Annotated in this window: 25 protein-coding genes; 13 read left to right on the top strand and 12 right to left on the bottom strand. The window is 40.6% G+C overall.

Going from position 1 to position 26536, the window contains the following annotated elements; all coding sequences use genetic code 11:
* Window positions 1-94 precede the first annotated feature (94 nt).
* Window positions 95-1825, bottom strand: a complete 1731-nt coding sequence (gene argS / locus M1E96_RS10885; protein WP_272579766.1) for an arginine--tRNA ligase — start codon at window positions 1823-1825, stop codon at window positions 95-97.
* A 156-nt stretch (window positions 1826-1981) separates the two neighbouring features.
* Here argS and M1E96_RS10880 point away from each other — a divergent pair, with 156 nt between their 5' ends.
* Together M1E96_RS10880 and cutC are read left to right on the top strand one after the other, a co-directional pair.
* Window positions 1982-2536 (top strand): VOC family protein, encoded by a 555-nt coding sequence (locus tag M1E96_RS10880; RefSeq protein WP_319065938.1) that lies wholly within the window; start codon window positions 1982-1984, stop codon window positions 2534-2536.
* Between the two features lie 180 nt (window positions 2537-2716).
* Window positions 2717-3478 carry a copper homeostasis protein CutC gene (gene cutC / locus M1E96_RS10875; protein ID WP_070929629.1) on the top strand — a complete coding sequence of 254 codons (762 nt, stop codon included), beginning with the start codon at window positions 2717-2719 and terminating at the stop codon, window positions 3476-3478.
* A 430-nt stretch (window positions 3479-3908) separates the two neighbouring features.
* Here the strand turns inward: cutC and M1E96_RS10870 are convergent, their stop codons facing one another.
* The 6 genes from M1E96_RS10870 to M1E96_RS10845 form a co-directional block, all read right to left on the bottom strand.
* A complete protein-coding gene (locus tag M1E96_RS10870; RefSeq protein WP_272579767.1) occupies window positions 3909-4646 on the bottom strand; it encodes a hypothetical protein in 738 nt (245 codons plus the stop codon).
* Window positions 4647-5017: 371 nt separating this feature from the next.
* Entirely contained in the window at window positions 5018-5989 is a 972-nt protein-coding gene (cmoB, locus tag M1E96_RS10865) for a tRNA 5-methoxyuridine(34)/uridine 5-oxyacetic acid(34) synthase CmoB (RefSeq protein WP_140179287.1), read from the bottom strand.
* The gene (gene cmoA / locus M1E96_RS10860; RefSeq protein WP_070929626.1) at window positions 5989-6741 is read right to left on the bottom strand and encodes a carboxy-S-adenosyl-L-methionine synthase CmoA; all 753 of its coding nucleotides are present in this window, start codon (window positions 6739-6741) and stop codon (window positions 5989-5991) included. Before cmoA ends, cmoB begins: the two co-directional genes overlap by 1 nt.
* Before the next feature lie 289 nt (window positions 6742-7030).
* Window positions 7031-7429: an MAPEG family protein gene (locus M1E96_RS10855; RefSeq protein ID WP_140179291.1), complete on the bottom strand. Its 399-nt coding sequence runs from the start codon at window positions 7427-7429 to the stop codon at window positions 7031-7033.
* 154 nt (window positions 7430-7583) lie between these two features.
* Window positions 7584-7988 (bottom strand): NUDIX domain-containing protein, encoded by a 405-nt coding sequence (locus M1E96_RS10850; protein ID WP_318705764.1) that lies wholly within the window; start codon window positions 7986-7988, stop codon window positions 7584-7586.
* Between the two features lie 152 nt (window positions 7989-8140).
* Window positions 8141-8461, bottom strand: coding sequence for a DUF4377 domain-containing protein (locus tag M1E96_RS10845; protein WP_070929623.1), 321 nt, complete (start codon window positions 8459-8461; stop codon window positions 8141-8143).
* A 488-nt stretch (window positions 8462-8949) separates the two neighbouring features.
* Between M1E96_RS10845 and aspS the strand changes: the two genes are divergently transcribed.
* From aspS to ruvB, 6 genes are all read left to right on the top strand, one after another.
* Window positions 8950-10722, top strand: coding sequence for an aspartate--tRNA ligase (gene aspS / locus M1E96_RS10840; RefSeq protein WP_070929622.1), 1773 nt, complete (start codon window positions 8950-8952; stop codon window positions 10720-10722).
* Window positions 10723-10734: 12 nt separating this feature from the next.
* The gene (nudB, locus tag M1E96_RS10835; RefSeq protein WP_337979965.1) at window positions 10735-11166 is read left to right on the top strand and encodes a dihydroneopterin triphosphate diphosphatase; all 432 of its coding nucleotides are present in this window, start codon (window positions 10735-10737) and stop codon (window positions 11164-11166) included.
* 28 nt (window positions 11167-11194) lie between these two features.
* Window positions 11195-11938 (top strand): YebC/PmpR family DNA-binding transcriptional regulator, encoded by a 744-nt coding sequence (locus tag M1E96_RS10830; protein WP_070929621.1) that lies wholly within the window; start codon window positions 11195-11197, stop codon window positions 11936-11938.
* Window positions 11939-12145: 207 nt separating this feature from the next.
* On the top strand, window positions 12146-12667 hold the full coding sequence (gene ruvC, locus M1E96_RS10825; protein ID WP_140179296.1) for a crossover junction endodeoxyribonuclease RuvC: 522 nt from the start codon (window positions 12146-12148) through the stop codon (window positions 12665-12667).
* 112 nt (window positions 12668-12779) lie between these two features.
* Entirely contained in the window at window positions 12780-13397 is a 618-nt protein-coding gene (gene ruvA / locus M1E96_RS10820; protein WP_272579771.1) for a Holliday junction branch migration protein RuvA, read from the top strand.
* A 16-nt stretch (window positions 13398-13413) separates the two neighbouring features.
* The gene (gene ruvB / locus M1E96_RS10815; protein WP_140179298.1) at window positions 13414-14424 is read left to right on the top strand and encodes a Holliday junction branch migration DNA helicase RuvB; all 1011 of its coding nucleotides are present in this window, start codon (window positions 13414-13416) and stop codon (window positions 14422-14424) included.
* 111 nt (window positions 14425-14535) lie between these two features.
* Here the strand turns inward: ruvB and znuB are convergent, their stop codons facing one another.
* Window positions 14536-15321: a zinc ABC transporter permease subunit ZnuB gene (gene znuB / locus M1E96_RS10810; protein ID WP_070929617.1), complete on the bottom strand. Its 786-nt coding sequence runs from the start codon at window positions 15319-15321 to the stop codon at window positions 14536-14538.
* Entirely contained in the window at window positions 15314-16081 is a 768-nt protein-coding gene (gene znuC / locus M1E96_RS10805) for a zinc ABC transporter ATP-binding protein ZnuC (protein ID WP_272579772.1), read from the bottom strand. Before znuC ends, znuB begins: the two co-directional genes overlap by 8 nt.
* Before the next feature lie 76 nt (window positions 16082-16157).
* Between znuC and znuA the strand changes: the two genes are divergently transcribed.
* The 4 genes from znuA to M1E96_RS10785 all read left to right on the top strand — a co-directional run bounded on the left by znuA (window position 16158) and on the right by M1E96_RS10785 (window position 20022).
* Window positions 16158-17117 (top strand): zinc ABC transporter substrate-binding protein ZnuA, encoded by a 960-nt coding sequence (gene znuA / locus M1E96_RS10800; protein ID WP_319065946.1) that lies wholly within the window; start codon window positions 16158-16160, stop codon window positions 17115-17117.
* Between the two features lie 18 nt (window positions 17118-17135).
* Window positions 17136-18473 (top strand): murein DD-endopeptidase MepM, encoded by a 1338-nt coding sequence (gene mepM, locus M1E96_RS10795; protein WP_070929614.1) that lies wholly within the window; start codon window positions 17136-17138, stop codon window positions 18471-18473.
* A 109-nt stretch (window positions 18474-18582) separates the two neighbouring features.
* Window positions 18583-19557, top strand: coding sequence for a lauroyl-Kdo(2)-lipid IV(A) myristoyltransferase (gene lpxM / locus M1E96_RS10790; protein ID WP_070929613.1), 975 nt, complete (start codon window positions 18583-18585; stop codon window positions 19555-19557).
* Window positions 19558-19590: 33 nt separating this feature from the next.
* Window positions 19591-20022: a hypothetical protein gene (locus M1E96_RS10785; protein WP_140179304.1), complete on the top strand. Its 432-nt coding sequence runs from the start codon at window positions 19591-19593 to the stop codon at window positions 20020-20022.
* Window positions 20023-20359: 337 nt separating this feature from the next.
* On the opposite strand, the gene pyk is transcribed toward M1E96_RS10785, so the two are convergent.
* Window positions 20360-21802 (bottom strand): pyruvate kinase, encoded by a 1443-nt coding sequence (gene pyk / locus M1E96_RS10780; protein WP_070929611.1) that lies wholly within the window; start codon window positions 21800-21802, stop codon window positions 20360-20362.
* Window positions 21803-22324: 522 nt separating this feature from the next.
* Complete coding sequence (locus M1E96_RS10775; RefSeq protein ID WP_070929610.1) at window positions 22325-23170, bottom strand: MurR/RpiR family transcriptional regulator; 846 nt, start codon at window positions 23168-23170, stop codon at window positions 22325-22327.
* A gap of 404 nt (window positions 23171-23574) precedes the next feature.
* Between M1E96_RS10775 and zwf the strand changes: the two genes are divergently transcribed.
* Window positions 23575-25050: a glucose-6-phosphate dehydrogenase gene (gene zwf, locus M1E96_RS10770; protein WP_140179306.1), complete on the top strand. Its 1476-nt coding sequence runs from the start codon at window positions 23575-23577 to the stop codon at window positions 25048-25050.
* 120 nt (window positions 25051-25170) lie between these two features.
* Here zwf and pdxK read toward each other — a convergent pair whose 3' ends face one another.
* Window positions 25171-26019: a pyridoxine/pyridoxal/pyridoxamine kinase gene (gene pdxK / locus M1E96_RS10765; RefSeq protein ID WP_272579775.1), complete on the bottom strand. Its 849-nt coding sequence runs from the start codon at window positions 26017-26019 to the stop codon at window positions 25171-25173.
* Window positions 26020-26536 lie beyond the last annotated feature (517 nt).

Raw genomic sequence — 26536 nt, 5'->3', positions numbered from 1 at the left:
TAACTGCCACCATCAAACATCTTATGGTTGGTGGTTGTCTCTGAGCGCATATTATTGAATATGCGCTCAGTCTATCTAATATAAACAGAATAAATTACATTCTTTCAACAGTATCAATACCTAAAGTATCTAGGCCTGTTTTTAAGGTTCTTTGAGTCAGTAGCGCTAATTTCAAACGACTTTGACGCTGTGCTTCTGTGTCTGCGGTTAAAACAGGGCAGTGCTCATAGAAACTAGAGAAAAGACCTGCTAAGTCATATAGATAAGCACACATCACGTGTGGTGTTCCATCACGAGCAACCTGCAAAATAGTTTCTTCAAATTGCATCAAGCGAGTGGCTAAGGCAATTTCACGTGGATCTTCTAGCATTACAGGTGACGTAAGATCAGCTTGTGTCACATCGGCTTTTTTAAAGATAGAAGCAACACGGGTGTAGGCATATTGCATGTATGGCGCAGTGTTACCTTCAAAGGCCAACATATTATCCCAATCAAAGATATAATCGGTGGTACGGCTTTTGGATAAATCGGCGTATTTGACGGCACCGATACCAACGACATTGGCGACATTGTTGAGCTCATCTTCTGGCATGTCAGGGTTTTTAGTGCGGATCAAAGCTTGTGCACGCTCGATTGCTTCATCCAGTAAATCAGAAAGACGTACAGTCCCACCAGAGCGGGTTTTAAATGGTTTGCCATCTTTACCTAGCATCATCCCAAACATATGATGCTCAAGTGACATGGAATCAGGGATATAGCCAGCTTTACGTACGATGGTCCATGCTTGCATCAGATGTTGATGTTGGCGTGAATCGATATAATACAGTGAGCGATCGGCATGGAGTACTTCATGGCGATATTTTGCACAAGCGATATCTGTCGTGGTGTACAGGAAACCACCATCTTTTTTCTGGACAATCACGCCCATCGGTTCACCTTCTTTGTTTTTAAACTCATCAAGGTAAACGACAGTAGCGCCTTCACTTTCTACAGCTAAGCCTTTTGCTTTAAGATCAGCAACAATACCCGGCAACATGCTGTTATACAGACTCTCACCCATCACATCATCTTCAGTCAATGTGACATTTAAGCGACGATAGGTTTCTTGGTTTTGTTGCATGGTGATGTCAACCAATTTACGCCACATTTTGCGGCAATACTCATCACCTGACTGTAACTTAACAACATACCCACGGGCACGTTCAGCAAATGCAGGATCAGCATCATAGTGCTGTTTAGCTTCGCGATAAAATTCTTCGAGATCAGCTAGCGCCATATCACTGGCGTTTTCATTTTGCATTTTTTCAAGGTAAGCGATTAGCATACCAAACTGTGTACCCCAGTCACCAACGTGATTTGCACGGATCACTTTATGACCAAGGTACTCTTGAGTTCGTGCTGCTGCATCACCAATGATGGTGGAACGTAAATGTCCAACATGCATTTGTTTTGCCACATTGGGGGCAGAATAGTCGATCACAATTGTTTCAGGTTTAACAGGTGATAAGCCTAAATGTGGATCGTTAAGTGCACGTTCAACATGTGTAGTAATCCAAGTTGGCTCAAGAAAGATATTTATGAAGCCAGGGCCTGCAATTTCGGTCTTACTTGCAATCCCTTCAAGATCTAAGTGGTTAACTACTTGCTCGGCCAGTTGTCGGGGGTTGATGCCCATTTTTTTAGCAGCGCCCATAACACCGTTAGCTTGATAATCGCCAAACTGGGCTTTTGCTGATTGACGCACAAGTGCATCACTGCCTTCTGGGGCTCCCGCTGCCTGCATTGCAGCACTGATTTTATCTGAAAGAATAGCCTGAATATTCACCGGATTACCTTAAATAACGAACATAGTTATCGCATTGTGCCATCACATGCGCAGAACTAAAAGAAAGAAGAGAAAATTCGGCTGGTTTTATACCATATTTCGAGGGACTCGTGCTACAGTCTGGCGATTTTATTCAAAAGTAAAAGAGTAATTAAAATGACTGACTTTGCTAATATCGCAGAATTGCACGATTTGTGGCTGGCTTTACCTGAATTTGAACAACAGTTAACGCAAATGGCGCAAGATCTAAAAATTTCCCTAACTGATTTTCAGATTGATCATATGTCTGTGCGTTGTCATCATAGAGAAACCGCAGAACGTTGGCGAACAGGGTTACTGCGTTGTGCACACCTCATGTCAGAAAATGAGATTAATGGTCGTCCAATTTGTTTATTTAGTCTTTTTCAACCACTGAATGTGGTATCCCAAGAGGTGTTTGTGATTGAATTGCCTTTCCCCAAAGGGAAAGTCTATCCAAAAGAAACCTGGGAGCATGTTGAAATGGTGATTGATGTTACCCCAGAACGGCTAGAAAATACCGCGTATGCATTATTACCTCAACCATTACCTCTAGGCTATTCGATAAAAGTCAGTCAGCCAAAAGGCCAGTCAGAAAGGTTGCCTAATCCAACATTAGCAGTGACAAATGGATTAATCACCATCAAATACCATCCATTTACACTAAAACAGATCATTGAAAGCGAAAAATAAGTGATGTGATTAACGTTATTGAGAATAACTCGCAAAAAACTGTTCATGCTGTGATGTTTATCCGATAACGAAAAAGAATTAGTGGCATGATTGCACGAATGTTAACGAATAACATTTTTAACTTAAGTGATTAATTAGCTATTAAAGTAAATACTTTAATCTTACGTTTTGGAGGTGGTTATGGCAAAGCTGGAAATTTGCTGTTTTGGTATCGAATGTGCGCAAGTTGCACAAGAATATGGTGCCGATCGTGTTGAATTGTGCTCTGGTGCCGCTGATGGTGGTTTAACACCAAGCTATGGATATCTGAAGCTGGCGAAAGAAAAGCTGCATATTCCAGTTCATCCAATTATTCGTCCTCGTGGCGGCGACTTTTGCTATGACATGAATGAATTTGAAGTGATCCGTGAAGACCTATTGATGGTGAAAGAAATGGGCTTTCCTGGTGCAGTCATTGGTATATTAGATACAGAAGGGCGTATTGATATTGACCGTATGTATCCATTAATGGAAATCGCAAAAGGCATGCAGATTACTTTTCACCGTGCTTTTGATATGTGTATTAACCCGCTACAGGCATTAGAGCAACTAAAAAATCTAGGTGTCGCACGTATTTTGACGTCAGGGCAACAGCAAAATGCAGAGCTTGGTTTACCATTATTAAAAGAATTGCATGACAAAAGCCGTGAAATAGAGGGGCCAGTAATTATGGCTGGAGCTGGGGTACGCTTGGCTAACTTGAGTAAATTTATGGAGATTGGCCTGACAGAAGTACATAGCTCTGCTGGGAAATCGGTTCCTTCAAGTATGAATTACCGTAAAGTTGGTGTCACCATGGCGTCCAACAGTGAAAATGATGAGTTCACGCATTATTGTGTTGATGGGCCAACAGTTGAAGCGATGAAAGATTTTATTTCGATTACTGAAAAGGCTGTAGTGTAGTTTATTCGAAAATAGATGGAGTATTAATATAGGGTCTCATTCAATTGTTTCGAATAAAAAATTAAAGTAGTAAAAGGATCAGTGACAGGGAATGTCGATTATAACATTACTGAAGTTTAGTTTTTATATTTTTCATAAAACCTCACCTATCACAATAGCTGTTTTAATGTTTGCAGCACTATGGTTGTCATCTATCACATCTAATAAGAAAATGTCCATTTTATTGTTTTTAATTGCATTTTTAACTATTTCTCCTTATGTTATCATTGGTTCTTATTTTTTATTTATGATGATATTAGGAAGTCTATTAAGATGATCAGAGGATGGAGTATGTACTCGTCACACTTTAAGTTACAGGGCTGTTGACTATTTTCAGTTAGTCGTTTACCTGTAACTCAAATGATGTAGAGTATATATCGTAAATGAAAGGTTAATTTTTGGCAGATAAAACAGTGTTTGCATAAGGGATCCCATTTTCTAAGATCTCTCTAGCGAGAATGAACATTTCGAGTTCTTCTTGGTCATCATCCTCTATTTCGGTGTCATAATTACCAATTACCGCCAAATTTTTATCATTTTCATTTGTATGTATGTATTTTACGATATTATTATTAAATGGTTCTAAATCGTATATTGCAGAGTTTAATAATGAGGTGAAATAAATATCGTTTCCTTTTTTGTATGCGATTATGCTTACATAACGACCTTCGCCATTATCAACTATCTTGAGTGTATCTGCACTTAATTCGGAATCATAAATTTCTTTTGCTCTATTTATTAGATGTGTTACAACTCGTTTACGAACAGACTCATCATGGATATTCTCTTCTATTACAGCAAGCTTATTTATATTGTTCATGAATTCTTGCCTTTGGCGATTTTGGGCGCTTTTTGCTCCTTCATAGCCATGGTTTTCACAAATTAATGAAGGGAAGCTGCTAGAATTATTTCTATTTCTAATATTTATACTGAGAATATCTATATTATCGCTTATAACAACTTGGCTGACAAAAGGTTGATATCCAATAAATTCACCATTGCTGTTTTTTGCATTAAATTCACCACATATGGTAGCGTCATCAATATTTCTATAAACAGAAATATCTTTATATTGAATAGTGTCTGGTTCTGGATAATGTTCACTAATTGCTTTTTTTACAGCAGTCAAGATTCGATTTTCAGAAGGGGAGCAGGCGAGCAAAGACAATGATATAATGAAACAGTAAAAAATTCGCATAAGAAAAACCAAAAATGAAGAGTTAAAATTAATAATCTAAAATAGATTTTTGAAGGAATATAATTATAACTATTTATATTAGAATAAAGAACATTTGGATATAGAAAATGTTTTTTACTTTGTAAGTATATATGTAAGTGTTTTTGAAAGTATGCTCGAGTTTTATTTAAGCTAGCGATGCTATAAGTACGTCAAGGGAACTTATTATTGAGTTTTTTAATTTATTTTAAAAAGCCTAATGACTGCCAGCAACCATAAAATGTTTGTCAGCAGCCAGAAAGGGGGAACAAGACCCCTTTTATTTAAGGTTTACGAGCGACTAAGATCGCTCTTAACGGTGCGGGATAGCCTTCAATCGTTTTAGTGGAGTCGTTAGGATCTAAAAACTCAGCTAATGATTCAGTTGTCATCCATTCAGTACGTCGTTGCTCTTCAACTGATGTGAGGGCTTGATCTACAATGCGTACATCAACAAAGCCACATTTTTCTAGCCAAACTTTCAGCATTTTTGCCGAAGGAATAAAGTATACATTACGCATTTGTGCGTAGCGCTCACCGGGTACAAGGCATTGGAATTCATCACCTTCAACGACTAAGCTTTCTAATATTAATTCACCTTCACTGGTAAGCTGATTTTTCAATTGCCATAAGTGATCTAATGGCGAACGGCGGTGGTAAAGTACCCCCATTGAAAAGACGGTATCAAAGGCATTTAGTGCGGGTAATTGTTCTATACCTAGAGGAAGTAGGTGAGCACGTTGGTCATCACCAAGCAATTTTCTAACAGCTTCAAATTGGCAAAGGAAAAGCTGTGTTGGATCGATACCAACGACAAATGAAGCACCTTCTCCTAGCATCCGCCACATGTGATAGCCACTACCACATCCAACATCGAGTACCATACGACCTTGTAATGGGGAAATATGAGGTAATACACGTTCCCATTTCCAGTCGGAACGCCATTCGGTATCAATATTGACCCCATAAAGGGAAAAAGGACCTTTACGCCAAGGTTTTAGTTGTTCAAGAATATTATTTAAACGACGTGTTTCGCCAGCAGATAACTCAGGATCACGCGTTGCGGTGACACTATGCTTTAAATCTAAAACAGTTGGCGTCATCACGGGTAAATTATCAAGCATCTTCTCCCATGATTTGAATCCGCCATGTAAGTTATGATTTTTCCACTCAGTGATTTGAGACGGTAGGGTATCTAACCAATGGCTTAAGGGCCCCGTCGCAATGTGCTGATAGAAGCGTCCAAAATCAATCATTATGAGGCTCCTTTTAAGGCTAATAATGAGCCAAAATTGAAGCATTGAAACCAAACTTCACAATGGGTAAAGCCTGCTTGTTGTAAGCGTGATTTATGTGTTTCAACGGAGTCGGTTAACATCACATTTTCTAGCATGCTACGTTTTTGACTAATTTCTAATTCGCTATAGCCATTAGCACGTTTAAAGTCATGATGCATATTGAATAATAATTCACCAATTTGTTGGTCTTCAAAATTAAACTTCTCTGATAACACTAAAATCCCGCCAGGTTTCAAACCTTGGTAGATTTTATTTAAGAGTCGTTGGCGATCATCAGGATTGAGGAATTGTAATGTAAAATTGAGTACTACCATTGAGGCATTTTCAATATCAACATCGCGAATATCACCTTCAATAACATTGACAGGAGTCGCAGCTTTATAAGCATCAATATGACGACGGCAGCGTTCAACCATAGCGGGTGAATTATCAACAGCAATAATTTGACAGTGTTGAGCGTTAATATTACGGCGCATCGACAATGTTGCAGCACCTAACGAGCAACCCAGATCATAGATATTGCTGCCTTCTGTTACAAAGCGGCTCGCTAGCATCCCAATCATGGTAATAATATTTGAATACCCCGGTACGGAACGTTGGATCATATCGGGGAAGACTTCAGCAACTTTTTCATCAAATTGCCAATCACCTAAATTAGCAATTGGGGCGCTAAACAGGCTATCTTTATTGTTGGATTCCTGACTTGACATAAGATCTGTATATGTAAAACGAAAAGTAGTCGCAGATTGTAGCAGAAAAGGCGGATAAGCTGAAAATCAATTGCTCAAAAGTACCATAAAAGTTTTACGACGCTGAGTTAAGCGTCGTATATATCCGTGATACTTTAACTCATTGGGCTTTTTGTTCAGGTGCGGTGACTACATTCAGCGAGTTGAGTCTTAGAACTTAACTATGCATAACGTCGCATAACGTCACTGTGCTGCACCTCTATCTTTTTTTACCGGTATTTCGAATTATTTACAGTATTAATAATAAAAATTAAAGATTGAACGAGAAGATTTGTATCCAAGGTAAGTAGTAAATATTGGCCATAACCATCAATGTGATCGCAATATAGGTTGCTGCCATGCCTGAACGTCGATAAGAGATATCATGGTTTTTGAGTCCATATGAATGTAGTACTCGTCCCGCAATCAAGATCAACCCACATAGATGGATCATCCAAACTTGTGCGCCATTCATTTCCATAAAAAGCAATAAAATTAAAGCAATAGGAATGTATTCAATGGCATTGCCATGAACACGTATTGCGGTTTGTAGCTCATAAAAACCACCATCACCATACGAAACGCGGTATTGGTTCCTCAGCTTAACCACATTTAATGACAACTTAATAAGTAGCAAAGCGCCCAGTACAGCATATAAAGAGCTGACCATTTATTCACTCCATTGCTTAACCAAAATGACTCACTAATTGATTAATACTGTGTATTATATTAATAGATATTAGTAAAATTTACTAATGGTAAAACGATTAGTCACTTTCTTTCAAACTGAAATCCAGTAAAGTTTAAGTGTATATAATATCTATTTAATTAATGAGGCCATCTTGTTGTAATTGCGAAACGATGATTGCCGCTGTGGCTGAGCATAAGGGAAGATCATGACTATCAAGCCACGCTAACTCAGCGATTTCTGCGGCAGGTATTGGGGAACCATCATAATCTGCGAAATAACAACGTATGCGCACTTGTGTTCCATCTTGCTTGCCATCAGCAAGCCCAATGAATTCACCATAAAAGCGAATTGAATCGAGATGTAATGTTAGGGTGAGCTCTTCGTCAAGTTCACGGCATAAGGCTTGTTCATCAGTTTCATTAAGCTCTCGTTTTCCGCCGGGGATATAAAACAAGGTTTTATTGTGAGAACGAACCATCGCGACTTTTCGGTCACGTAGAGTAATTAGGCCTAATTTATCAATAATTTTGCTGTTCATAAAAATATTCATTATATGTGTAGATGATGATGCATTTTTAATGCGTAAAATCTTATGATCTAACCATAATAAAAACAATGGATTATTGATTAAACTCTCGTTAGCAGATGAAATATGTACCTGCTAACGAGATAGTATAAGGTGACATGACATTATTGAGTTTTATTGATGATCTCAACTAGCTCATAACGGATGCTTGGAGCATCAGCGGGTGGATTTGCGATATCAAATTGTTTTACTTTCAAGGTATATTGATAGCCAGGTTGATAGTCAAACCCTTGGATTGAACCATAAAAATATTCCCAATCTGCATTAGGATCTTGTTTGACTTTCATGCATTTCATGGGGGCAACACCGACACAGTCAGCGAGTGTTGAGTCGATATAAAACGTTTTTGTATTATCGGCTGGTTTCACAGTTTGGCAACCTACAAGTAGAAGAAACAATGAAGAAACGAATAAGCCTTTTTTCATAAAATGACCTTTATAGTGATAGTCTAAATTAGTGTAATCATAGCAAAGGATAGGCAGTAATGATTCCGAAATAGATGTGTTATGAATGTTCCCTCTATATATAATATAAAGAGCAAAATGATCCTTTGTTTAGCTTTTATTGATGTTTTTAATAGACAGTTTGTTGTTTTTTTCTGCGCCTAAAGCGTTAGTCATGAAATAAACCCTAATGACAATATGTACATAAGCGGTAGAGTCACTTAAAATCACCTTTAGTTATAAATTCTGTCTATACCAAGGTGCAGTGCTCGTTACGTTTTTCGGCTATCTTTTAATCGATTTTAAAATGATTAAAAACAAAAATATTAGGTTTTGCCCCCTAATACGTCACTGTTTGTGCAACAGAATTTCCTGTATAATGTCTGCCTTTTTGACATTCTGATGTTCAGCAAAATGCCAAATTTCCGCAGCAAGCAAATGCACAACAAGCTGAGTAAAAAGGATATTGTATGCGTACTAACTATTGTGGGCAGTTAAACATTGCTCATGAAGGCCAAAAGGTCACTCTTTGTGGATGGGTAAACCGTCGTCGTGATTTAGGTGGTTTAATTTTTATCGATATGCGCGACCGTGAAGGTATTGTGCAAGTATTTTTCGACCCAGAGCGTAAAGACCTGTTTGAAAAAGCCTCCGAATTGCGTAATGAATTCTGTATCCAGATCACAGGTACTGTGCGTGCTCGCCCTGATAACCAAAAAAATAAAGATATGGCGACAGGCGAAATTGAAATTTTTGCTGAAGAACTTGATGTCTTTAATAAATCAGAGCCATTACCTCTTGATAGCAATCAAACCAATACCGAAGAGCGTCGTTTAAAGTATCGTTATCTTGACCTGCGTCGTCCTGAAATGTCAGAGCGTCTACGCACACGTGCAAAAATTACTAGTTTTGTCCGTAACTTTATGGATAACGAAGGCTTTGTTGATGTTGAAACGCCAATGTTAACCAAAGCAACGCCTGAAGGTGCACGTGACTATTTGGTGCCAAGTCGCGTTCATAAAGGGAAGTTTTATGCTTTGCCACAGTCACCACAGCTATTTAAACAATTGCTGATGATGTCTGGTTTCGATCGTTATTACCAAATTGTAAAATGTTTCCGTGATGAAGACTTGCGTGCAGATCGTCAACCTGAATTTACTCAAATCGACGTTGAAACATCATTTATGACGGCTGAGCAAGTCCGTGAAATCATGGAGCGTATGATCCGTCAATTATGGCAGGAAGTGAAAGGTGTCGATTTAGGCGACTTCCCAATCATGACGTTTGCTGAAGCAATGCGTCGTTATGGTTCGGATAAGCCCGATCTACGTAACCCGATGGAGTTAGTAGATGTGGCGGATATCGTTAAAGATGTCGAATTTGCTGTCTTTGCAGGACCTGCTAACGATCCTAAAGGCCGTGTTGCTGCGCTAAAAGTACCCGGCGGTGCTGCAATGACGCGTAAACAAATTGATGAATATGGTCAATTTGTTGGCATTTATGGTGCGAAAGGTTTGGCGTGGATGAAGGTTAATGAACGCGCGAAAGGTTTGGAAGGTATCCAAAGTCCAGTCGCTAAATTCTTAACAGAAGATGTGATCAATCAGCTTCTAGAGAGAACGGGTGCAGTCGATGGTGATATTATACTGTTCGGCGCGGGCGCTAAAAATGTTGTCACTGATTCAATGGGAGCCTTGCGTTTAAAAGTCGGTCGTGATTTCGAACTGACTAATTTGAATAGCTGGCAGCCATTATGGGTGATTGACTTCCCTATGTTTGAAGACGATGGTGAAGGCGGTTTAACAGCAATGCATCATCCATTTACTTCTCCGCGTGATTATTCACCGGAAGACTTGGCGCAGAAACCAGAAGATGCGGTTGCTAATGCCTATGATATGGTTATCAATGGTTATGAAGTGGGTGGTGGCTCAGTACGTATTCACCGTAGCGAAATGCAACAAACGGTGTTTAATATTCTAGGAATTAATGAAGAAGAGCAACGTGAGAAATTTGGCTTCTTGCTCGATGCATTAAAATATGGCACACCGCCACATGCAGGTTTGGCATTTGGTCTTGACCGTTTAGTGATGTTGTTAACCGGTACTGATAACATCCGTGATGTTATTGCGTTCCCTAAAACAACAGCAGCGGCTTGCTTAATGACTAATGCACCTAGCCATGCAAACCCTGACGCACTGACAGAATTAGCTATTTCAGTCGTTGCTAAAGATGTAGAAGCTTAAAATTAATTGATGATGAAAAGTTTCAAACGACCTGAATCGGTCTTAGTGATTATCACCGCTAAATCGAGTGGTAATGTGCTTATGTTAAGACGTAAAGATGATCCTGACTTTTGGCAATCGGTGACAGGAAGTTTAGATCATAACGAAGGGACGTTTGAAACTGCTGTGCGAGAAGTGAGTGAAGAAACAGGGTTTCTCTTAGAGCAAGGTCAATTATGCGATCTTGATCGTGAGGTAACGTTTGAAATATTTGCACACTTTAGACATCGCTATGCCCCCGATGTCACTCATTGTAAAGAGCATTGGTTTAAAATGGTGCTTAGCGAAGAGCAGGTACCAATCTTGACGGAACATACAGAGTTTTGTTGGGTGCCACCTCAAGAGGCGGCAGAGCTCACCAAGTCTTGGAGTAACCGTCAAGCTATCTTAGAATTTGCTGTTTAATTTTTATTGACGTTTTTGGAGATATTTCATGGCAGGTCATAGTAAATGGGCCAATACCAAACACCGTAAAGCGGCACAAGACGCTAAACGCGGTAAGATATTCACTAAAATTATCCGTGAGCTGGTCACAGCTGCGCGTTTAGGTGGCGGTGATCCTGCTACTAACCCGCGTTTACGCGCTGCTGTGGATAAGGCGTTATCGAACAACATGACTCGTGACACACTAAACCGCGCGATTGCACGTGGTGTGGGTAACGATGATAACGATAATATGGAAACTATCATTTATGAAGGCTATGGCCCAGGCGGCACCGCGGTTATGGTTGAATGCCTGAGTGATAACCGCAACCGTACCGTTTCAGAAGTCCGTCATGCTTTTACAAAAACGGGTGGTAACTTAGGTACTGATGGTTCAGTTTCTTATCTGTTCACCAAACGAGGTGTGATCACTTACGCACCGGGCGTTGATGAAGATGCATTGATGGAAGCCGCGTTAGATGCGGGCGCTGACGATGTTGAAACGTATGATGATGGTGCAATTGATGTGTATACAACGCCAGAAACGTTCGGCGAAGTAAAAGACGCACTTGATGCAGCCGGTTTCACCAGTGAAGGCGCAGAAGTTTCTATGATCCCATCAACTAAAGCGGAATTAGATGTTGAAACAGCACCTAAACTGCTGCGATTGATTGATATGTTGGAAGATTCTGACGACGTACAAGAAGTCTACCACAACGGTGATATCTCTGACGAAGTTGCTGAACAACTTTAATCAGTGAGCACTTGCGTAGAGAAAGCTGGATGGTTATCACAACAGCCCGCTTTCTCTAACGCCTCTTTCCCTTATCTTCCATCCTGTTAAATATTCTGTTTACAGAATACACCTCACTACTGCCATGCTGGAATAGACTATTGTGGCATCTAAAAGATACAGATAAGATGATATTAAAAGTAATAAAGGATATTAATAGGCTTTGATATGGCGATTATTTTAGGTATAGATCCCGGTTCTCGAATAACTGGGTATGGTGTGATCCGCCAACAAGGCAGGCAACTTTTGTATTTGGGAAGTGGTTGTATTCGTACACAAGTTGATGATTTACCAAGCCGTCTGCAACGTATTTATGCGGGAGTCTCGGAAATTATCACGCAATATCAACCAGATGTTTTGGCGATCGAGCAGGTATTTATGGCTAAAAATGCCGATTCAGCATTAAAGCTTGGTCAAGCACGAGGCGTGGCAATTGTGGCTGGTGTGAACCAAAACGTGGCGGTATTTGAATACGCGGCACGACAAGTTAAACAAACCGTAGTAGGTACTGGTGCAGCAGAAAAAAGCCAAGTACAGCATATGGTTAAATCTATCTTGAAACTGTCAGCTAACCCACAAGCCGACGCAGCAGACGCCCTTGCAATCGCGATTACACATTGTCACTTCAATCAGAATCTATTACGTGTTGGTGATCCGCGTTTAGTTTTAACTCGTGGCCGACTGAGATAGTGATTGATTTCTACCGCACATAATTTGTTTGCTCACAGTCTGGCTGGATATGCATCCAGCCTTTTTTATGGTATAAACAGCGCTATCAAAAAAATAAATAGAGGGCTTCATTGTGATTGGTCGTTTACGTGGCATTGTATTAGAAAAGCAACCTCCCATTGTTCTGCTAGAGTTACAAGGTGTTGGTTATGAAGTTCATATGCCAATGACCTGTTTTTATGAATTACCCGAAATTGGCCAAGAAGCGATCATTTTTACCCACTTTGTCGTGCGCGAAGATGCTCAATTACTGTATGGATTTAATGAAAAACAAGAACGCGCGTTGTTTAAAGAACTGATTAAAGTTAATGGCGTTGGTCCCAAATTGGCGCTAGCTATCTTATCAGGGATGTCAGCACAGCAATTTGTCTCTGCAATTGAAAAAGAAGCCATTTCATCATTGGTTAAACTACCGGGTATTGGTAAGAAAACAGCAGAGCGTTTAGTTGTTGAAATGAAAGACCGTTTTAAAGGTCTAAATGGTGATCTATTTAATCAAAACACCGATATCACTTTACCTGATGTGAATAGCAAAGCGCCAAGCAGCGCAGATATTGAAGCTGAAGCGGCAACCGCACTGGTCGCATTAGGTTATAAGCCACAAGAAGCAAGCCGTATGGTCAGTAAAGTGGCGAAACCTGACAGTGATTGTGAAACATTGATCCGTGATGCATTGCGTGCAGCACTTTAATTGAGAGAATTGAACGATGATTGAAGCTGATCGCCTAATTTCTGCTGAAGTGATCCATGAAGAAGAAGAAGCCATTGATCGCGCGATCCGCCCGAAATTACTGCAAGAGTATATTGGGCAACCGCAAGTTAAAGAGCAAATGGAAATCTTTATTCAGGCGGCCAAATTACGCGGTGACGCGCTTGATCATCTGTTAATTTTTGGTCCTCCTGGTTTAGGCAAAACCACTTTGGCAGGCATTGTCGCTAACGAAATGGGGGTTAACTTACGTACAACCTCAGGTCCAGTGCTTGAAAAGGCCGGTGATTTAGCCGCAATGCTGACTAACTTAGAGCCTCACGACGTTTTATTTATTGATGAAATTCACCGATTATCGCCAGTGGTTGAAGAGATCTTATATCCAGCCATGGAAGATTACCAACTCGACATCATGATAGGTGAAGGGCCGGCAGCGCGTTCGATTAAAATTGATTTACCGCCATTTACTTTGATTGGCGCGACTACACGTGCGGGGTCTTTAACATCGCCACTACGTGACCGATTTGGGATTGTGCAACGCCTTGAGTTCTATAACGTTGATGATTTACAGCATATTGTGAAACGTAGTGCCCAATATATGGGGCTAGAAATTAGTGAAGAGGGGGCTCGTCAGGTAGCAATGCGCTCACGCGGCACTCCACGTATTACTAACCGCTTATTACGTCGAGTACGTGATTTCGCGCAAGTCAAAGGTGATGGTTCAATTGACGAATTAATTGCTAATCAAGCACTGGATATGTTGAACGTCGATGCCGCTGGTTTCGATTATTTAGATAGAAAATTATTAGTAGCGATCATTGATAAATTTATGGGTGGACCTGTTGGTGTTGATAACCTTGCGGCGGCAATTGGTGAGGAACGGGAAACGATTGAAGATGTATTAGAACCTTTCTTGATCCAACAAGGTTTTATTCAGCGGACACCTCGTGGTCGAATGGCAACCGCGCATGCCTATTTACACTTTGGCTTAACGCCAAAAGAAATTTAGCATCTATGAATGATTTTTATTGGGGGGAAGATGCTGATAGCTATCGGCATCGTTTGGTGGTTATCAGCTGACCTAATAGCATCAATCTATTGAAGATCAGCTGATACACATTTAATTTTTTGCTTTTGCTAATAAACTTAAAACAAATAATATCGCAGCTGTTAGTACTACTGATGGGCCAGCAGGTGTATCGTAGAACGCAGAGAATGTCAGTCCTCCTGTCACCGATAACATACCAATTAATATCGCAACAAATGCCATTTGTTCAGGCGTTCTAGCAAAACGACGCGCTGTTGCCGCAGGTATAATCAATAAGGAAGTAATAATTAATGCTCCAACGAACTTCATTGCGATGCCAATGGTTAACGCTGTGACTAACATTAACAATAAACGGAGTCGTTGAATATTCACACCATCAACAAACGCCAGCTCTTGATTCACCGTCATGGACAGTAGTGCTCGCCAACGCCATAAAAGTAACCCACACACCACAACTACCCCAATAAAAATAGTGATAATGTCATCGTAAGTCACTGAAAGCAGGTCACCAAACAAATAAGCCATTAAATCAACACGTACATTAGCCATTAAGCTAACAACCACTAAGCCAAGTGACAGCGCACTGTGCGCCATAATGCCAAGTAAGGTATCAACAGCGAGCTGAGGTCGACGCTCTAACCATACTAATATCAACGATAGTAGTAGAGTTACACCAATCACAGCATAAAAGGGGTTAATATTCAGTAAAAGTCCGAAAGCAACCCCCAACAAGGAGGCATGAGCGAGAGTGTCACCAAAATAGGACATACGACGCCATACAACAAATGACCCTAAAGGACCTGCTGCGATAGCTAAGAGTACCCCTGCAATCCAACCGGGCAATAGCAACTCAATCATGGTTACATTCCTTACTGTGGGTATGAGCTGTTACCACATTACCGTCTAAATCATGCTGATGATTATGATGATGACGATATACCCCAAGTTGTGATGCACCTCGATAGCCGAACATTGCAACGAATTCAGGATGATTAGAGACAACATCAGGGGTACCCGAGCAGCAAATATGACCATTAATACACAGCACTTTATCTGTTTTTGCCATCACTAAGTGCAGATCGTGGGAGACCATCAGTACTGCGCAGCCAAGCTCGGTACGCAATTGATTGATTAAATCATAGAGTGCGACTTGACCATTAACATCGACACCTTGCGCAGGCTCATCAAGAACCAACAGATCAGGTTTATTCAGTAAAGCACGAGCGAGTAATACACGCTGTGTTTCGCCACCAGATAATTTTTGCATCGGTTGATCGAGTAAATGGGTTGCATTAACGCGTTCAAGGGCAGGAGCCAACTGTTCTGAGCGAACATTTGGTTTTAGCATTAAAAATCGTTTTACAGTCAATGGCAGTGTGGCATCTAAATGTAATTTTTGTGGTACATAGCCAATTGATAGCGCTGAAGCACGTTCAATCGTACCTGAAGTTGGCGCTAATAAGCCAAGAACAACTCGCACAATTGTCGATTTACCCGCACCGTTAGGGCCTAAAAGTGTCACGATATCGCCTTTATTTAGCGTAAAGCTGACATTTTTAAGAACCCGTTTCTCACCAAAGGAAACAGATATTTTATTTAAATTCAGTAATGGTTGCATGTGAAAAACATCTTGCAGAAATCATGTTGTGTTATATTATAACATTTCAAAATTAAAATCACGGAAAAAGACGTCTATGATACATAAATCTCAATCTAATGCCCGACAATTTATTTTAGGGCTGGCCGCAGCATCGGTGCTGAGCACAACGATGGTGACAGCGGCAAAAGCCGATGTGGTAACCTCTATCCGCCCACTGGCGTTTATTGCGGCGGGTATCGCAGATGGTGTTACGGATACACAAGTGCTATTACCGGATGGTGCATCACCCCATGATTATGCGCTGAAACCTTCTGATTTGAAAAAAATTAAACAAGCGGACTTATTTGTATGGATTGGTCCTGATATGGAAATGTTTTTAGATAAGCCTCTCAAAACGTTACCACAGAAGAAACGTCTAGCGCTTGCACAACAGGCGAATATCGTTCCATTATTAATGAAAGGGGATGATGAAGACAAACATAGCCATGATCATGTTGATGAAGCTAATCATGATACGGATCACGAACATCATCATCATGGTGAGTATAATATGCACATTTGGTTGTCTCCAGAGATAGCCAAACAAGCCGCGTTAGGTATTCATGATCGTTTAGTAGAGCTTTATCCTGAACAAAAAGATAAGCTGGACGTAAACCTTCGTAAATTCAATGAAAAAATGACGCAAAACGATGAGAATATTGTTAATATTTTAGAACCAGCCAAAAACAAGGGCTATTTTGTTTTTCACGATGCTTATGGCTACTTTGAAAAACACTATCGGTTGGCTCCATTGGGGCATTTTACGATAAACCCGGAAATTCAGCCTGGTGCACAGAAATTACATAATATACGAACTCAATTGGTTGAGCACAAAGCACAATGTGTTTTTGCTGAACCCCAATTCAGGCCAGCCGTCATAGAAAGCGTAGCGAAAAATACGGGAGTCAAAATGGGAACTCTCGACCCGCTTGGTAGCGGGCTGGAAATAGGCCCAGATAGCTATATGCAGTTCTTAACACAACTGTCGAAGCAATACGCGAGCTGCCTGAATTAAACAAGAAGGAATTGTTTAGTGCAGCAAATGGCTAAAGGGCTTGCACAGGTATACGGTAGCCTGTCCAAGTCTCATAGGATCATGTTAGGAACATTAACAGTCGCAACACTGGCCGTCGCAATTTGGCGGCCAACACACCTACCGACATCGAGCTCCGATACCGAAAACACTGTAGATACAGTGATCCCTTTGTCCTTTGCGCCTTTAACGGATGCAACTGACGATATTATTCAAGATAGCAGTGATCAACTGCCTGACGAAGGTGTGGTTGATGATAGCGATGGTGCCGAAGGAACGGATAGCGCTATTATCCCTCATGAATATGTCGTTGCTAGTGGTGATAATCTGTCCAGTATTTTAACCCAGTTTGGGATAGAGTCAGGTGATGTCGCAACACTGGCAAATCAACATAAAGCGCTGCGCAATTTAAAAATTGGTCAAACGTTAAATTGGAGCTTAACCGACCAAGGCGAACTTGAATCATTAACGTGGGAAGTTTCTCGCCGAGAAACGCGAATTTATACGCGGGTTGGTAGCACGAATAAATTCGAAGAAACGAAAGAAATTCGTGAAGGCGAATGGCAAAACAGTATATTGCCGGGTGTGATCAACGGCAGTTTCGCACAAAGTGCAAGCCAAGCAGGCTTAACGCGTAATGAAGGCCGTGAAGTGATTAAAGCACTACAATGGCAAATTGATTTTCGTAAGTTGAAAAAGGGCGATAAGTTTACCGTTTTAATGAGCCGTGAAATTCTTAATGGTCGTAATGAACAGAGCCAACTCGTTGGTGTACGTTTGAATAGTGGTGGGAAAGACTACTACGCATTTCGTGCAGAAGATGGTAAATATTACGATAGTGAAGGGAATGGTTTAGAGCGTGGTTTCTTGCGTAATCCTACAGCAAAACAATTTCGAGTGTCATCGCAGTTTAACCCTCGCCGCGTTAACCCTGTAACAGGGCGCGTTGCACCGCATAAAGGGGTTGATTTTGCTATGCCAGTAGGTACGCCTGTACTAGCGGTAGGTGATGGTGAGGTTATTGTTTCTAAATACAGTGGCGCAGCAGGTAACTTTATTGCTATTCGTCATGGTCGCCAATATACCACACGCTATATGCACTTACGTCAATTGTTAGTAAAACCAGGGCAAAAAGTGAAACGTGGTGATCGTATTGCGCTTTCTGGTAATACAGGTCGTTCAACGGGGCCTCACTTGCACTTTGAAGTGTGGATTAACCAACAAGCAGTGAATCCATTAACCGCAAAATTACCTAGCTCAGGTGGTTTAACGGGTAAAGAACGCAAAGAATATTTGGCGATGGTGAAAGAAACTAAGCCTCAATTAAAAATGAAATAATCTCTTCACGATGGGCAGATATATTGTATCTGCCCAATTCCGTTGTAATACTTTCACTTATTATCATTTTAAGCTATAAAAGAGCGCGAATTGTTCTTTTAGGTACACTATGAATAAAGATAAAGACACCGATAGTAAATTAGGCTACGTGCCAACCTTTCATAAATCCTATTTACATCCAAAATATTGGGGTGTTTGGATGGGAGCTGGCGTGTTTGCAGCATTAGCTTATGTACCCGTTAAAGTTCGTGACCCTTTATTAGCAAAAGTAGGCAAGTGGGTTGGTCGACTAGCCAAAAGTGCCCGTCGACGCGCTAAAATAAATTTATTGTACTGTTTTCCTCAACTAACAGAGCAAGAGCGGGAACAATTAACCGATAAAATGTTTGAAACTGCGCCTCAGTCATTTGTCATGCTTGCTGAGCTTTGTGTTCGTGGTGCCAATAAAACATTAGCGAGAACGTTTTGGCATAATGAAGAAATCATTGAATCATTAAAGCAACAAGGTAGTAATGTGATTTTTATGGTGCCTCATGGCTGGGCTGTTGATGCACCTGCAATGTTACTTGCTGCTAAAGGTTATAAGATGGCGGCGATGTTTCATCATCAAAAAAACCCCGTTGCAGACTATTTATGGAATAAAGCACGTTACCATTTTGGTGGGCGCTTACATTCACGAGAAGCAGGTATAAAACCCTTTATTGCCTCTGTACGGCAAGGTTATTGGGGTTTTTATTTACCTGATCAAGATCATGGTGAAGAAAATAGTGAATTTGTCGATTTCTTTGCGACTTATAAGGCGACTTTACCCGCAGTTGGTCGTTTGATGAAAGTCTGTAAGGCTAAAATTGTTCCATTATTTCCTGTCTATGATCACCATACACATCAATTACATATCTATATTCGTCAGCCAATGGATGATATTGACGGTCAAGATGATGCCTATATTGCAAGGCGAATGAATGAGGAACTTGAATATCTCGTTGCGCCAAACCCAGAGCAATATACATGGATACTTAAATTACTAAAAACACGTAAGGGTGATGAGATAGAACCCTATCAGCGTGATGATTTATATCGCTAATGTTAATAACGCAGTATATTTGTGAGGCATCTGATGGCATTTGACAGAATGGATTGGCATTACGGTGGCGATTATCCAGAGGGGCTACCTAATGAAAATGGTGGAACACATATAGGGTTCTACTTGGCATGGTTGATTCAAAATGATCTTATTGGTGAATTTCATCTTGAAGAGTCTATTGATGAATTGACCGCTGTTCGTGAACGTAAAATGGACGGACGTACATTTTTAATCGCTATGTGCGATGAGAAATTTACCGATGAGGACGTCAATGATGAGGGATTAGAATTTACTGAATTCTATTATCAGGCAGAAGAGAACGGCTTTTTTGATGATTATGAGCGCATTTTAGCACAAGGTTTACCAACGGTATATCATGTTGAAAATACTTGGGAAAACTACGATAAAATAGCACCAGTGATGACTGCTGCTTTTCATAATTGGAAAAACGAACAACAAAATTAGCCTAATCTACAGTTTCTATAGATTTCATCTCATTGTTAAAATCAGGGTAATAGCCTCCATAAATGGTGTTGTTACCCTAAGTCATTTACATAAATTCATTAATTATCACTCTAATTAAGGGGGAAGTCGTGCTTCGCTTATTTTCCTTTTATTCGGGGTGATTTCGAATCAATAAATGCTTTGATCAAATCAGGGAAGCTGTTTTTAATCGCAAGTTAGTATTAACTTATTAATTGATACTAGTTGTATGTTCAGAATATAACAATGAAATAATAAAACTGTGATATAAATATCAAGGGAGTTTGACTCTCCCTTGATATTTCTTTAATAGATGGTTTTATTCAACTTCTAAAATACGGCAAGTATTGGTGCTGCCGATAGTTCCCATTAAATCACCTTGGGTTACAAGAACTAAATCACCACTCATTAAGTAACCATTGTCACGCAGACGAGTGACTGCTTCATTTGCCGCTGCAATGCCATCGGTGTGTGTGCTACAGAACACAGGTGTAACACCACGATATAGGGAAGATTGGTTCAGTGTTTTTTCGTGACGAGACATTGCGAAAATTGGTAAACCTGAACTAATGCGTGACATCATGCGTGCGGTACGGCCAGATTCGGTCATCGCAATAATGGCTTTTACCCCTTTAAGGTGGTTAGCTGCGTACATGGTTGACATGGCGATAGCTTCTTCAGGGCTGCTGAATTCGGCATCTAAACGATGTTTAGAGACATTCAACCCAGGCATTTTTTCTGCACCAAGGCACACTTGAGCCATTGCTGCTACGGTTTCAGCGGGATATTGGCCTGCTGCTGTTTCAGCAGAAAGCATCACTGCATCGGTACCATCAAGAACGGCGTTAGCCACGTCCATGACTTCTGCACGCGTTGGCATCGGATTCGTGATCATAGATTCCATCATTTGTGTCGCGGTGATCACGACACGGTTGAGCTGACGGGAACGGCGGATAAGTTTTTTCTGTACCGCAACCAATTCAGGATCACCAATTTCCACACCTAAATCACCACGAGCAACCATCACGACATCAGAAGCAAGGATCACTTCATCCATGATTTCATCATTGGCAACGGCTTCTGCACGCTCAACTTTGGCAACAATTTGGCATTCACAGCCTGCATCGCGCGCTAAACGGCGTGCATAATTTAAATCTTCGCCTGAGCGAGGAAAAGAGACAGCAAGGTAATCAACACCAATTTTTGCAGCAGTAATAATATCGGCTTTGTCTTTATCGGTTAATGCTTCAGCGGATAAGCCACCACCCAGTTTATTAATGCCTTTATTGTTTGACAGTTGGCCGCCGACAGTAACTTCAGTGAAGACTTGTAACCCTTGGACTTCGCGGACTTTGAGCTGTACGCGACCGTCATCAAGTAACAAAATATCCCCTGGGACGACATCAGCGGGCAGACCTTTGTAATCAATGCCGACTTTTTGTTGGTCGCCTTCACCTTTACCTAGCGTGGCGTCTAAAGTGAATTTATCGCCCACATTGAGGAACACTTTGCCATCTTTAAATGTAGAAACACGAATTTTAGGGCCTTGTAAATCGCCGAGGATCGCCACATGGCGACCTAAACGAGCAGCGATTTCACGCACGTTATTAGCGCGGAGGATGTGGTCTTCTGGAGTTCCGTGAGAGAAGTTAAGGCGTACAACGTTAGCGCCGGCGTTAATAATTTTTTCAAGATTATTATCACGATCGGTAGCTGGACCTAGGGTAGTAACAATTTTAGTTCTTCTAAGCCGTCTAGTCATGTATTACTCCGTTGACCTGTAATGGTGTTATTTTATTGGGTTAAATCTTTTCATACTTCAAGTGGCATGCTTTTGAAGGTTACTTGACCATGTTACTGGTGTTAATTAGGGCCTTGCTATCATGCAACTTGAACTATACTCGTCATACTTCAAGGTAGCGCTTTACGTTGAAGTATGGTGACTACGTTCGTTCTCACCAATGGCAGAGTATTCTATGCTTTTGGTGAATCATTCACTTTTTGTCTAGTCGCACCATGAAATATTTAAAGTACTTTTTGCGTAATTTCGCGACTTTTTCTCAATAAGTTATGATGCTGACACGTGCACAGCTATTATATACTGCTAATTAGTTAATGCTATCGGGTCTGCAAAACTATTATACCCAGCATACTTCAAGTTGCAGTGTTGTTGACGATATACATTGGTGCTGGCCACCCACTTAGGTAGGCTTCCAGCCACTTAATCGTTTGTCGTCTAGCTGCACCATGAATGATTGAGCGTATTTAAAAGAAGCTCTTTTTGCTACATACTATCAAACCGCGAATCACGTAATGCTTCTTTGACCCGTTTCAAGTTATCTCTAAATTTTTCGCCTCTTCTTAATGTAAAGCCTGTTGTTAGTACATCAATGACAGTTAATTGCGCTAACCTAGACACCATTGGCATATATATATCGGTATCTTCAGGGACATCAATGATGATTGACAAGGTGGCTTCTTGAGATAATGGAGAATTTTCGGAGGTAATTGCAATAACAGTGGCATCGTTATCACGAGCTAGGCGAGCCATTTCAACTAATGCTTTGGTTCTTCCTGTATGTGAGATCAACACAATGACATCTCCTTCACTGCTGTTAATGCAGCTCATACGTTGCATAACAATATCATCAAAGTAAATGACAGGAATATTAAAGCGAAAAAATTTATTCATTGCATCATGTGCTACCGCAGCAGAAGCGCCAAAGCCAAAAAAGCTAATTTTTCGCGCTTGTGTGAGTAAATCAACGGCACGGTTAACTGCGGTGATATCTAAACTGTGTTTAACATTGTCTAGACCTGCCATCGCAGACTCGAAAATTTTGTGGGTATAGGTATTAACTGTATCGTTTTCTTCTACGTTACGGTTTACATAGGGTGTGCCGTTAGCGAGATTTTGCGCTAAACGTAACTTAAAATCGGGAAACCCTTTGGTATCCATTTTGCGACAAAAACGATTTACTGTTGGCTCACTGACATCAGCTAATTGAGCAAGGGTTGCTATGCTGAGGTGGATAGCTTGTTGTGGCATTCCAAGGATCACTTCGGCAACTTTCTTTTCGGATTTACTCAAAAAATCGAGGCTGTTTTTCATTTGTTCTAAAATATTCATGTCACGAAAGCGCCTATTTGATCAAAAGGAGAAATTTTTCCGCCATAAAGATATTGTGTGTTTATTGATATCGTGGTTACAGCAGTAGTAAAAAAGGCAATATACTATGAGTTATGGCTAACCTATCTGAATGATAGGTGTTTGTGATGTAGTTTTTTGCGAAACTATGAGCTGTATCTAATTTTCATACCCGTAATTTCTGTTGCTGTTTTGTTATTTTATTACAAGTGCTGTCACCATTCAGTCATGATAAGGTTATTGACTTTTGGTGCTTTTTTCACCATAAAAACTGTGATCGGTATCATCAATATTTACTGAATACCTTCAAAAGGGTACATTAGCGGAACATCTGGCTAATTTTGTAACAAAATTACAATAAATTCCGCAAATTGAGGAGAACCAATATGGCGGTACATAACGCTGCTCAAGCCTGTGATTTGATTATTTTTGGCACCAAAGGGGATCTTGCACGTCGTAAATTGCTTCCATCTCTGTATCAATTAGAGAAAGCAGGCTATATCCATCCAGAAACACGCATCATTGGAGTGGGGCGTGCGCAGTGGAGCCAGAGCGATTATGTTGAGTTTGTTGAAAAAGCATTCCACGAATTTTTAAAAGAAGATCTTGACCCTGAACTTTGGGAGAGACTAAGTTCACGTTTAGATTTTTGCAATCTCGATGTCAATCAAACTGAGAATTTTGACAGCTTAGCCCAAATGCTTAAGCAAGACTGTCATCCCGCTATTCACTATTTCGCTATGCCACCAAGTACATTTGGTGCTGTCTGTCATGGTCTTGGCCATGCAGGGTTGAACAAACAACCAAACCGTGTGGTTATGGAAAAACCATTAGGGACAGATTTAGCCTCTTCGCAAGAAATTAACAATGAAGTGGCGAAATATTTCGATGAAAGCCAAGTCTATCGAATTGACCACTACCTTGGTAAAGAAACGGTTCTGAACTTATTAGCACTGCGTTTTGCTAACTCGCTATTCATCAATAACTGGGATAATCGAACTATCGATCATGTTCAAATTACCGTTGCTGAGGAAGTCGGTATTGAAGGGCGCTGGGGCTATTTTGATCAGGCAGGTCAAATGCGCGATATGGTCCAAAACCACCTATTACAAATTTTAACCATGATCGCGATGTCGCCACCGGCAGATTTAACCACTGACCGTATTCGTGATGAGAAAGTAAAAGTTTTACGTTCACTGCGTCGTATTGACCATACTAATGTCAGAGAAAAAGCGGTGCGTGGTCAGTATACCGCAGGCTTTGTACAAGGTAATAAAGTGCCTGGCTACCTAGAAGAAGAAGGTGCCAATAAGAAAAGTATGACGGAAACTTTTGTGGCACTGCGCGTTGATATCGACGATTGGCGCTGGGCAGGGGTTCCTTTCTATTTACGTACCGGTAAGCGTTTACCTGCAAAATGCTCAGAAGTCGTGGTTTATTTCAAAAAACCCGCGTTGAATATTTTTTCTGAAAGTTATCAAGAGCTGCCTCAGAACAAACTCACTATTCGCTTACAGCCGGATGAAGGTATCGATATCGAGATCATGAATAAAGCGCCAGGTCTTGATCATAAACACCGTTTGCAAACGACTAAACTGGACTTAAGTTTCTCTGAAACGTTCAACCAAACTCATTTAGCAGATGCTTATGAGCGTTTATTACTTGAAGCAATGCGAGGTATTCAAGCGCTGTTTGTACGTCGTGATGAGGTTGAAGAGGCTTGGAAATTTGTAGATTCCATTATGGATGCATGGGCAATGGATAACGAGGCGCCAAAACCGTATCAAGCAGGTACTTGGGGCCCAATAGCCTCTGTGGCGATGATCACCCGTGATGGTCGTTCGTGGAATGAGTTTGAATAAACCCACCAGTATATAAGCTAAAAAACCAGCCGTCGGGCTGGTTTTTTATTGTAAAATCAATAGAGTTAGTGAACATAATTATAATAGATAATGATTATGTTCTAAATGGCTATTGTAAGACTACAGCACCAATTCACTGCGTCCTGTTGCAGCCATATGGATGATTGCTTGTTCAATACGTAGACAAGCCATTTTTGCTGCATCAGGTACAGATAACCCAGCTAGCAGTTGTGCAGTTAATTCCGCACCAAATAAATCCCCTGTACCTTTAGGTGTGACAGGGTAACGTTTATGGCGAATAACGGCAATATCATGCTGAGTAACACAAACCACATCAATACTATCATCATCAGGCTGAAATGCGCTGGTGATGATCACCCACTGAGTATGGCCTTTTAATAAACTGCGGGCTGCTTTCGTCGCATCCTCTAAAGTTTGTATCTCTTGACCACTAAGCATTGATAACTCAAATTTATTTGGAATGATCCCCGTTGCGAGTGGAATGACTTCATCTCGATAGACTTCGGCAATTTCAGGAGGGATGTAGAAGCCACTATCTTCATCACCCATAACAGGGTCGACGATCACCGGGAGAGATGGATGACTTTGACGTATAGTGGTGAGCCACTGTGCTAGATCATGCGCTTTATTTTTAGAACCTAAATAACCCGTTAAAATTGCGCGTACACTATCCATGCAACCACGTTCGACTAAGCCATTTAAATAGCCGCGAAACCACTCTGAAGGTAATTCACCACCATGACAAGTTGTGTAATGGGGCGTATTGCTTAAGATGACAGTAGGTACAGCAGCAACGCGTAAACCCTGTTTCATTAAAGCAGGGACGGCAATACTATTGCCTACACTACCGTAGATAACTTGTGATTGTATTGATATCACGTCGTAAGGAAGTGGAGTTGCATTTACATCATTTTGAAAACTGTTTGAAGTGAGGTTAAAGGTATCCATTGCTCTCTCTTTGGGAATGCTTATTTATCTGCCTACACTCTATAAGATGCTTGTTCGTATTTTAAGTCAATAAGAAACCTTGTTAGGAAGTCTGTAATAAAATAAAACAAGGAATAGTTTGATATTTTCAATAAAAAATAGGGTTAATAAGTGGTGATTTTACGATTGATTATTCGTGTAGTCCTTGGCGATAGAGCGGTTTTCTGGGGATTAAATGAATAATTATGCAAAAATTATTCATTTAAAAAAGCTTTTTGTATTCATTGACTTAATACTTTTACCATGATAAAAATAGGCCGTGAACAATTTTATATGAGGGTTCGGAGTAACTTGGATGGATGTCCATCTGATGAAATGAATGAGATATCATGCTTAGCGTGAATAGCATTAAAATCAGTAAGTCCCAAAGAAGATCAACTCACCGGCTTTTCCTTTCAGCTATCCTTTCCAGTGAACATCACTGGTGCGGTGCATTATAGCGTCTCTCTCTAATATTCATTCAACTGAATAAAATCAG

Origin of the sequence: Providencia sp. PROV236 (genome assembly GCF_033676985.1) — a bacterium.
Taxonomy (GTDB): Bacteria; Pseudomonadota; Gammaproteobacteria; order Enterobacterales; family Enterobacteriaceae; genus Providencia; species Providencia manganoxydans.
Note: the sequence above shows the minus strand (reverse complement) of the source record. Positions and strands in the feature narration are given on the sequence as shown.

Coding starts and splice junctions, on each gene's coding strand:
- M1E96_RS10880 (WP_319065938.1), top strand. CDS start 1,982: ATGACTGACTTTGCTAATATCGCAGAATTGCACGATTTGTGGCTGGCT.
- cutC (WP_070929629.1), top strand. CDS start 2,717: ATGGCAAAGCTGGAAATTTGCTGTTTTGGTATCGAATGTGCGCAAGTT.
- cmoB (WP_140179287.1), bottom strand. CDS start 5,989: ATGATTGATTTTGGACGCTTCTATCAGCACATTGCGACGGGGCCCTTA.
- cmoA (WP_070929626.1), bottom strand. CDS start 6,741: ATGTCAAGTCAGGAATCCAACAATAAAGATAGCCTGTTTAGCGCCCCA.
- M1E96_RS10855 (WP_140179291.1), bottom strand. CDS start 7,429: ATGGTCAGCTCTTTATATGCTGTACTGGGCGCTTTGCTACTTATTAAG.
- M1E96_RS10850 (WP_318705764.1), bottom strand. CDS start 7,988: ATGAACAGCAAAATTATTGATAAATTAGGCCTAATTACTCTACGTGAC.
- M1E96_RS10845 (WP_070929623.1), bottom strand. CDS start 8,461: ATGAAAAAAGGCTTATTCGTTTCTTCATTGTTTCTTCTACTTGTAGGT.
- aspS (WP_070929622.1), top strand. CDS start 8,950: ATGCGTACTAACTATTGTGGGCAGTTAAACATTGCTCATGAAGGCCAA.
- nudB (WP_337979965.1), top strand. CDS start 10,735: ATGAAAAGTTTCAAACGACCTGAATCGGTCTTAGTGATTATCACCGCT.
- M1E96_RS10830 (WP_070929621.1), top strand. CDS start 11,195: ATGGCAGGTCATAGTAAATGGGCCAATACCAAACACCGTAAAGCGGCA.
- ruvC (WP_140179296.1), top strand. CDS start 12,146: ATGGCGATTATTTTAGGTATAGATCCCGGTTCTCGAATAACTGGGTAT.
- ruvB (WP_140179298.1), top strand. CDS start 13,414: ATGATTGAAGCTGATCGCCTAATTTCTGCTGAAGTGATCCATGAAGAA.
- znuB (WP_070929617.1), bottom strand. CDS start 15,321: ATGATTGAGTTGCTATTGCCCGGTTGGATTGCAGGGGTACTCTTAGCT.
- znuC (WP_272579772.1), bottom strand. CDS start 16,081: ATGCAACCATTACTGAATTTAAATAAAATATCTGTTTCCTTTGGTGAG.
- znuA (WP_319065946.1), top strand. CDS start 16,158: ATGATACATAAATCTCAATCTAATGCCCGACAATTTATTTTAGGGCTG.
- lpxM (WP_070929613.1), top strand. CDS start 18,583: ATGAATAAAGATAAAGACACCGATAGTAAATTAGGCTACGTGCCAACC.
- M1E96_RS10785 (WP_140179304.1), top strand. CDS start 19,591: ATGGCATTTGACAGAATGGATTGGCATTACGGTGGCGATTATCCAGAG.
- pyk (WP_070929611.1), bottom strand. CDS start 21,802: ATGACTAGACGGCTTAGAAGAACTAAAATTGTTACTACCCTAGGTCCA.
- M1E96_RS10775 (WP_070929610.1), bottom strand. CDS start 23,170: ATGAATATTTTAGAACAAATGAAAAACAGCCTCGATTTTTTGAGTAAA.
- zwf (WP_140179306.1), top strand. CDS start 23,575: ATGGCGGTACATAACGCTGCTCAAGCCTGTGATTTGATTATTTTTGGC.
- pdxK (WP_272579775.1), bottom strand. CDS start 26,019: ATGGATACCTTTAACCTCACTTCAAACAGTTTTCAAAATGATGTAAAT.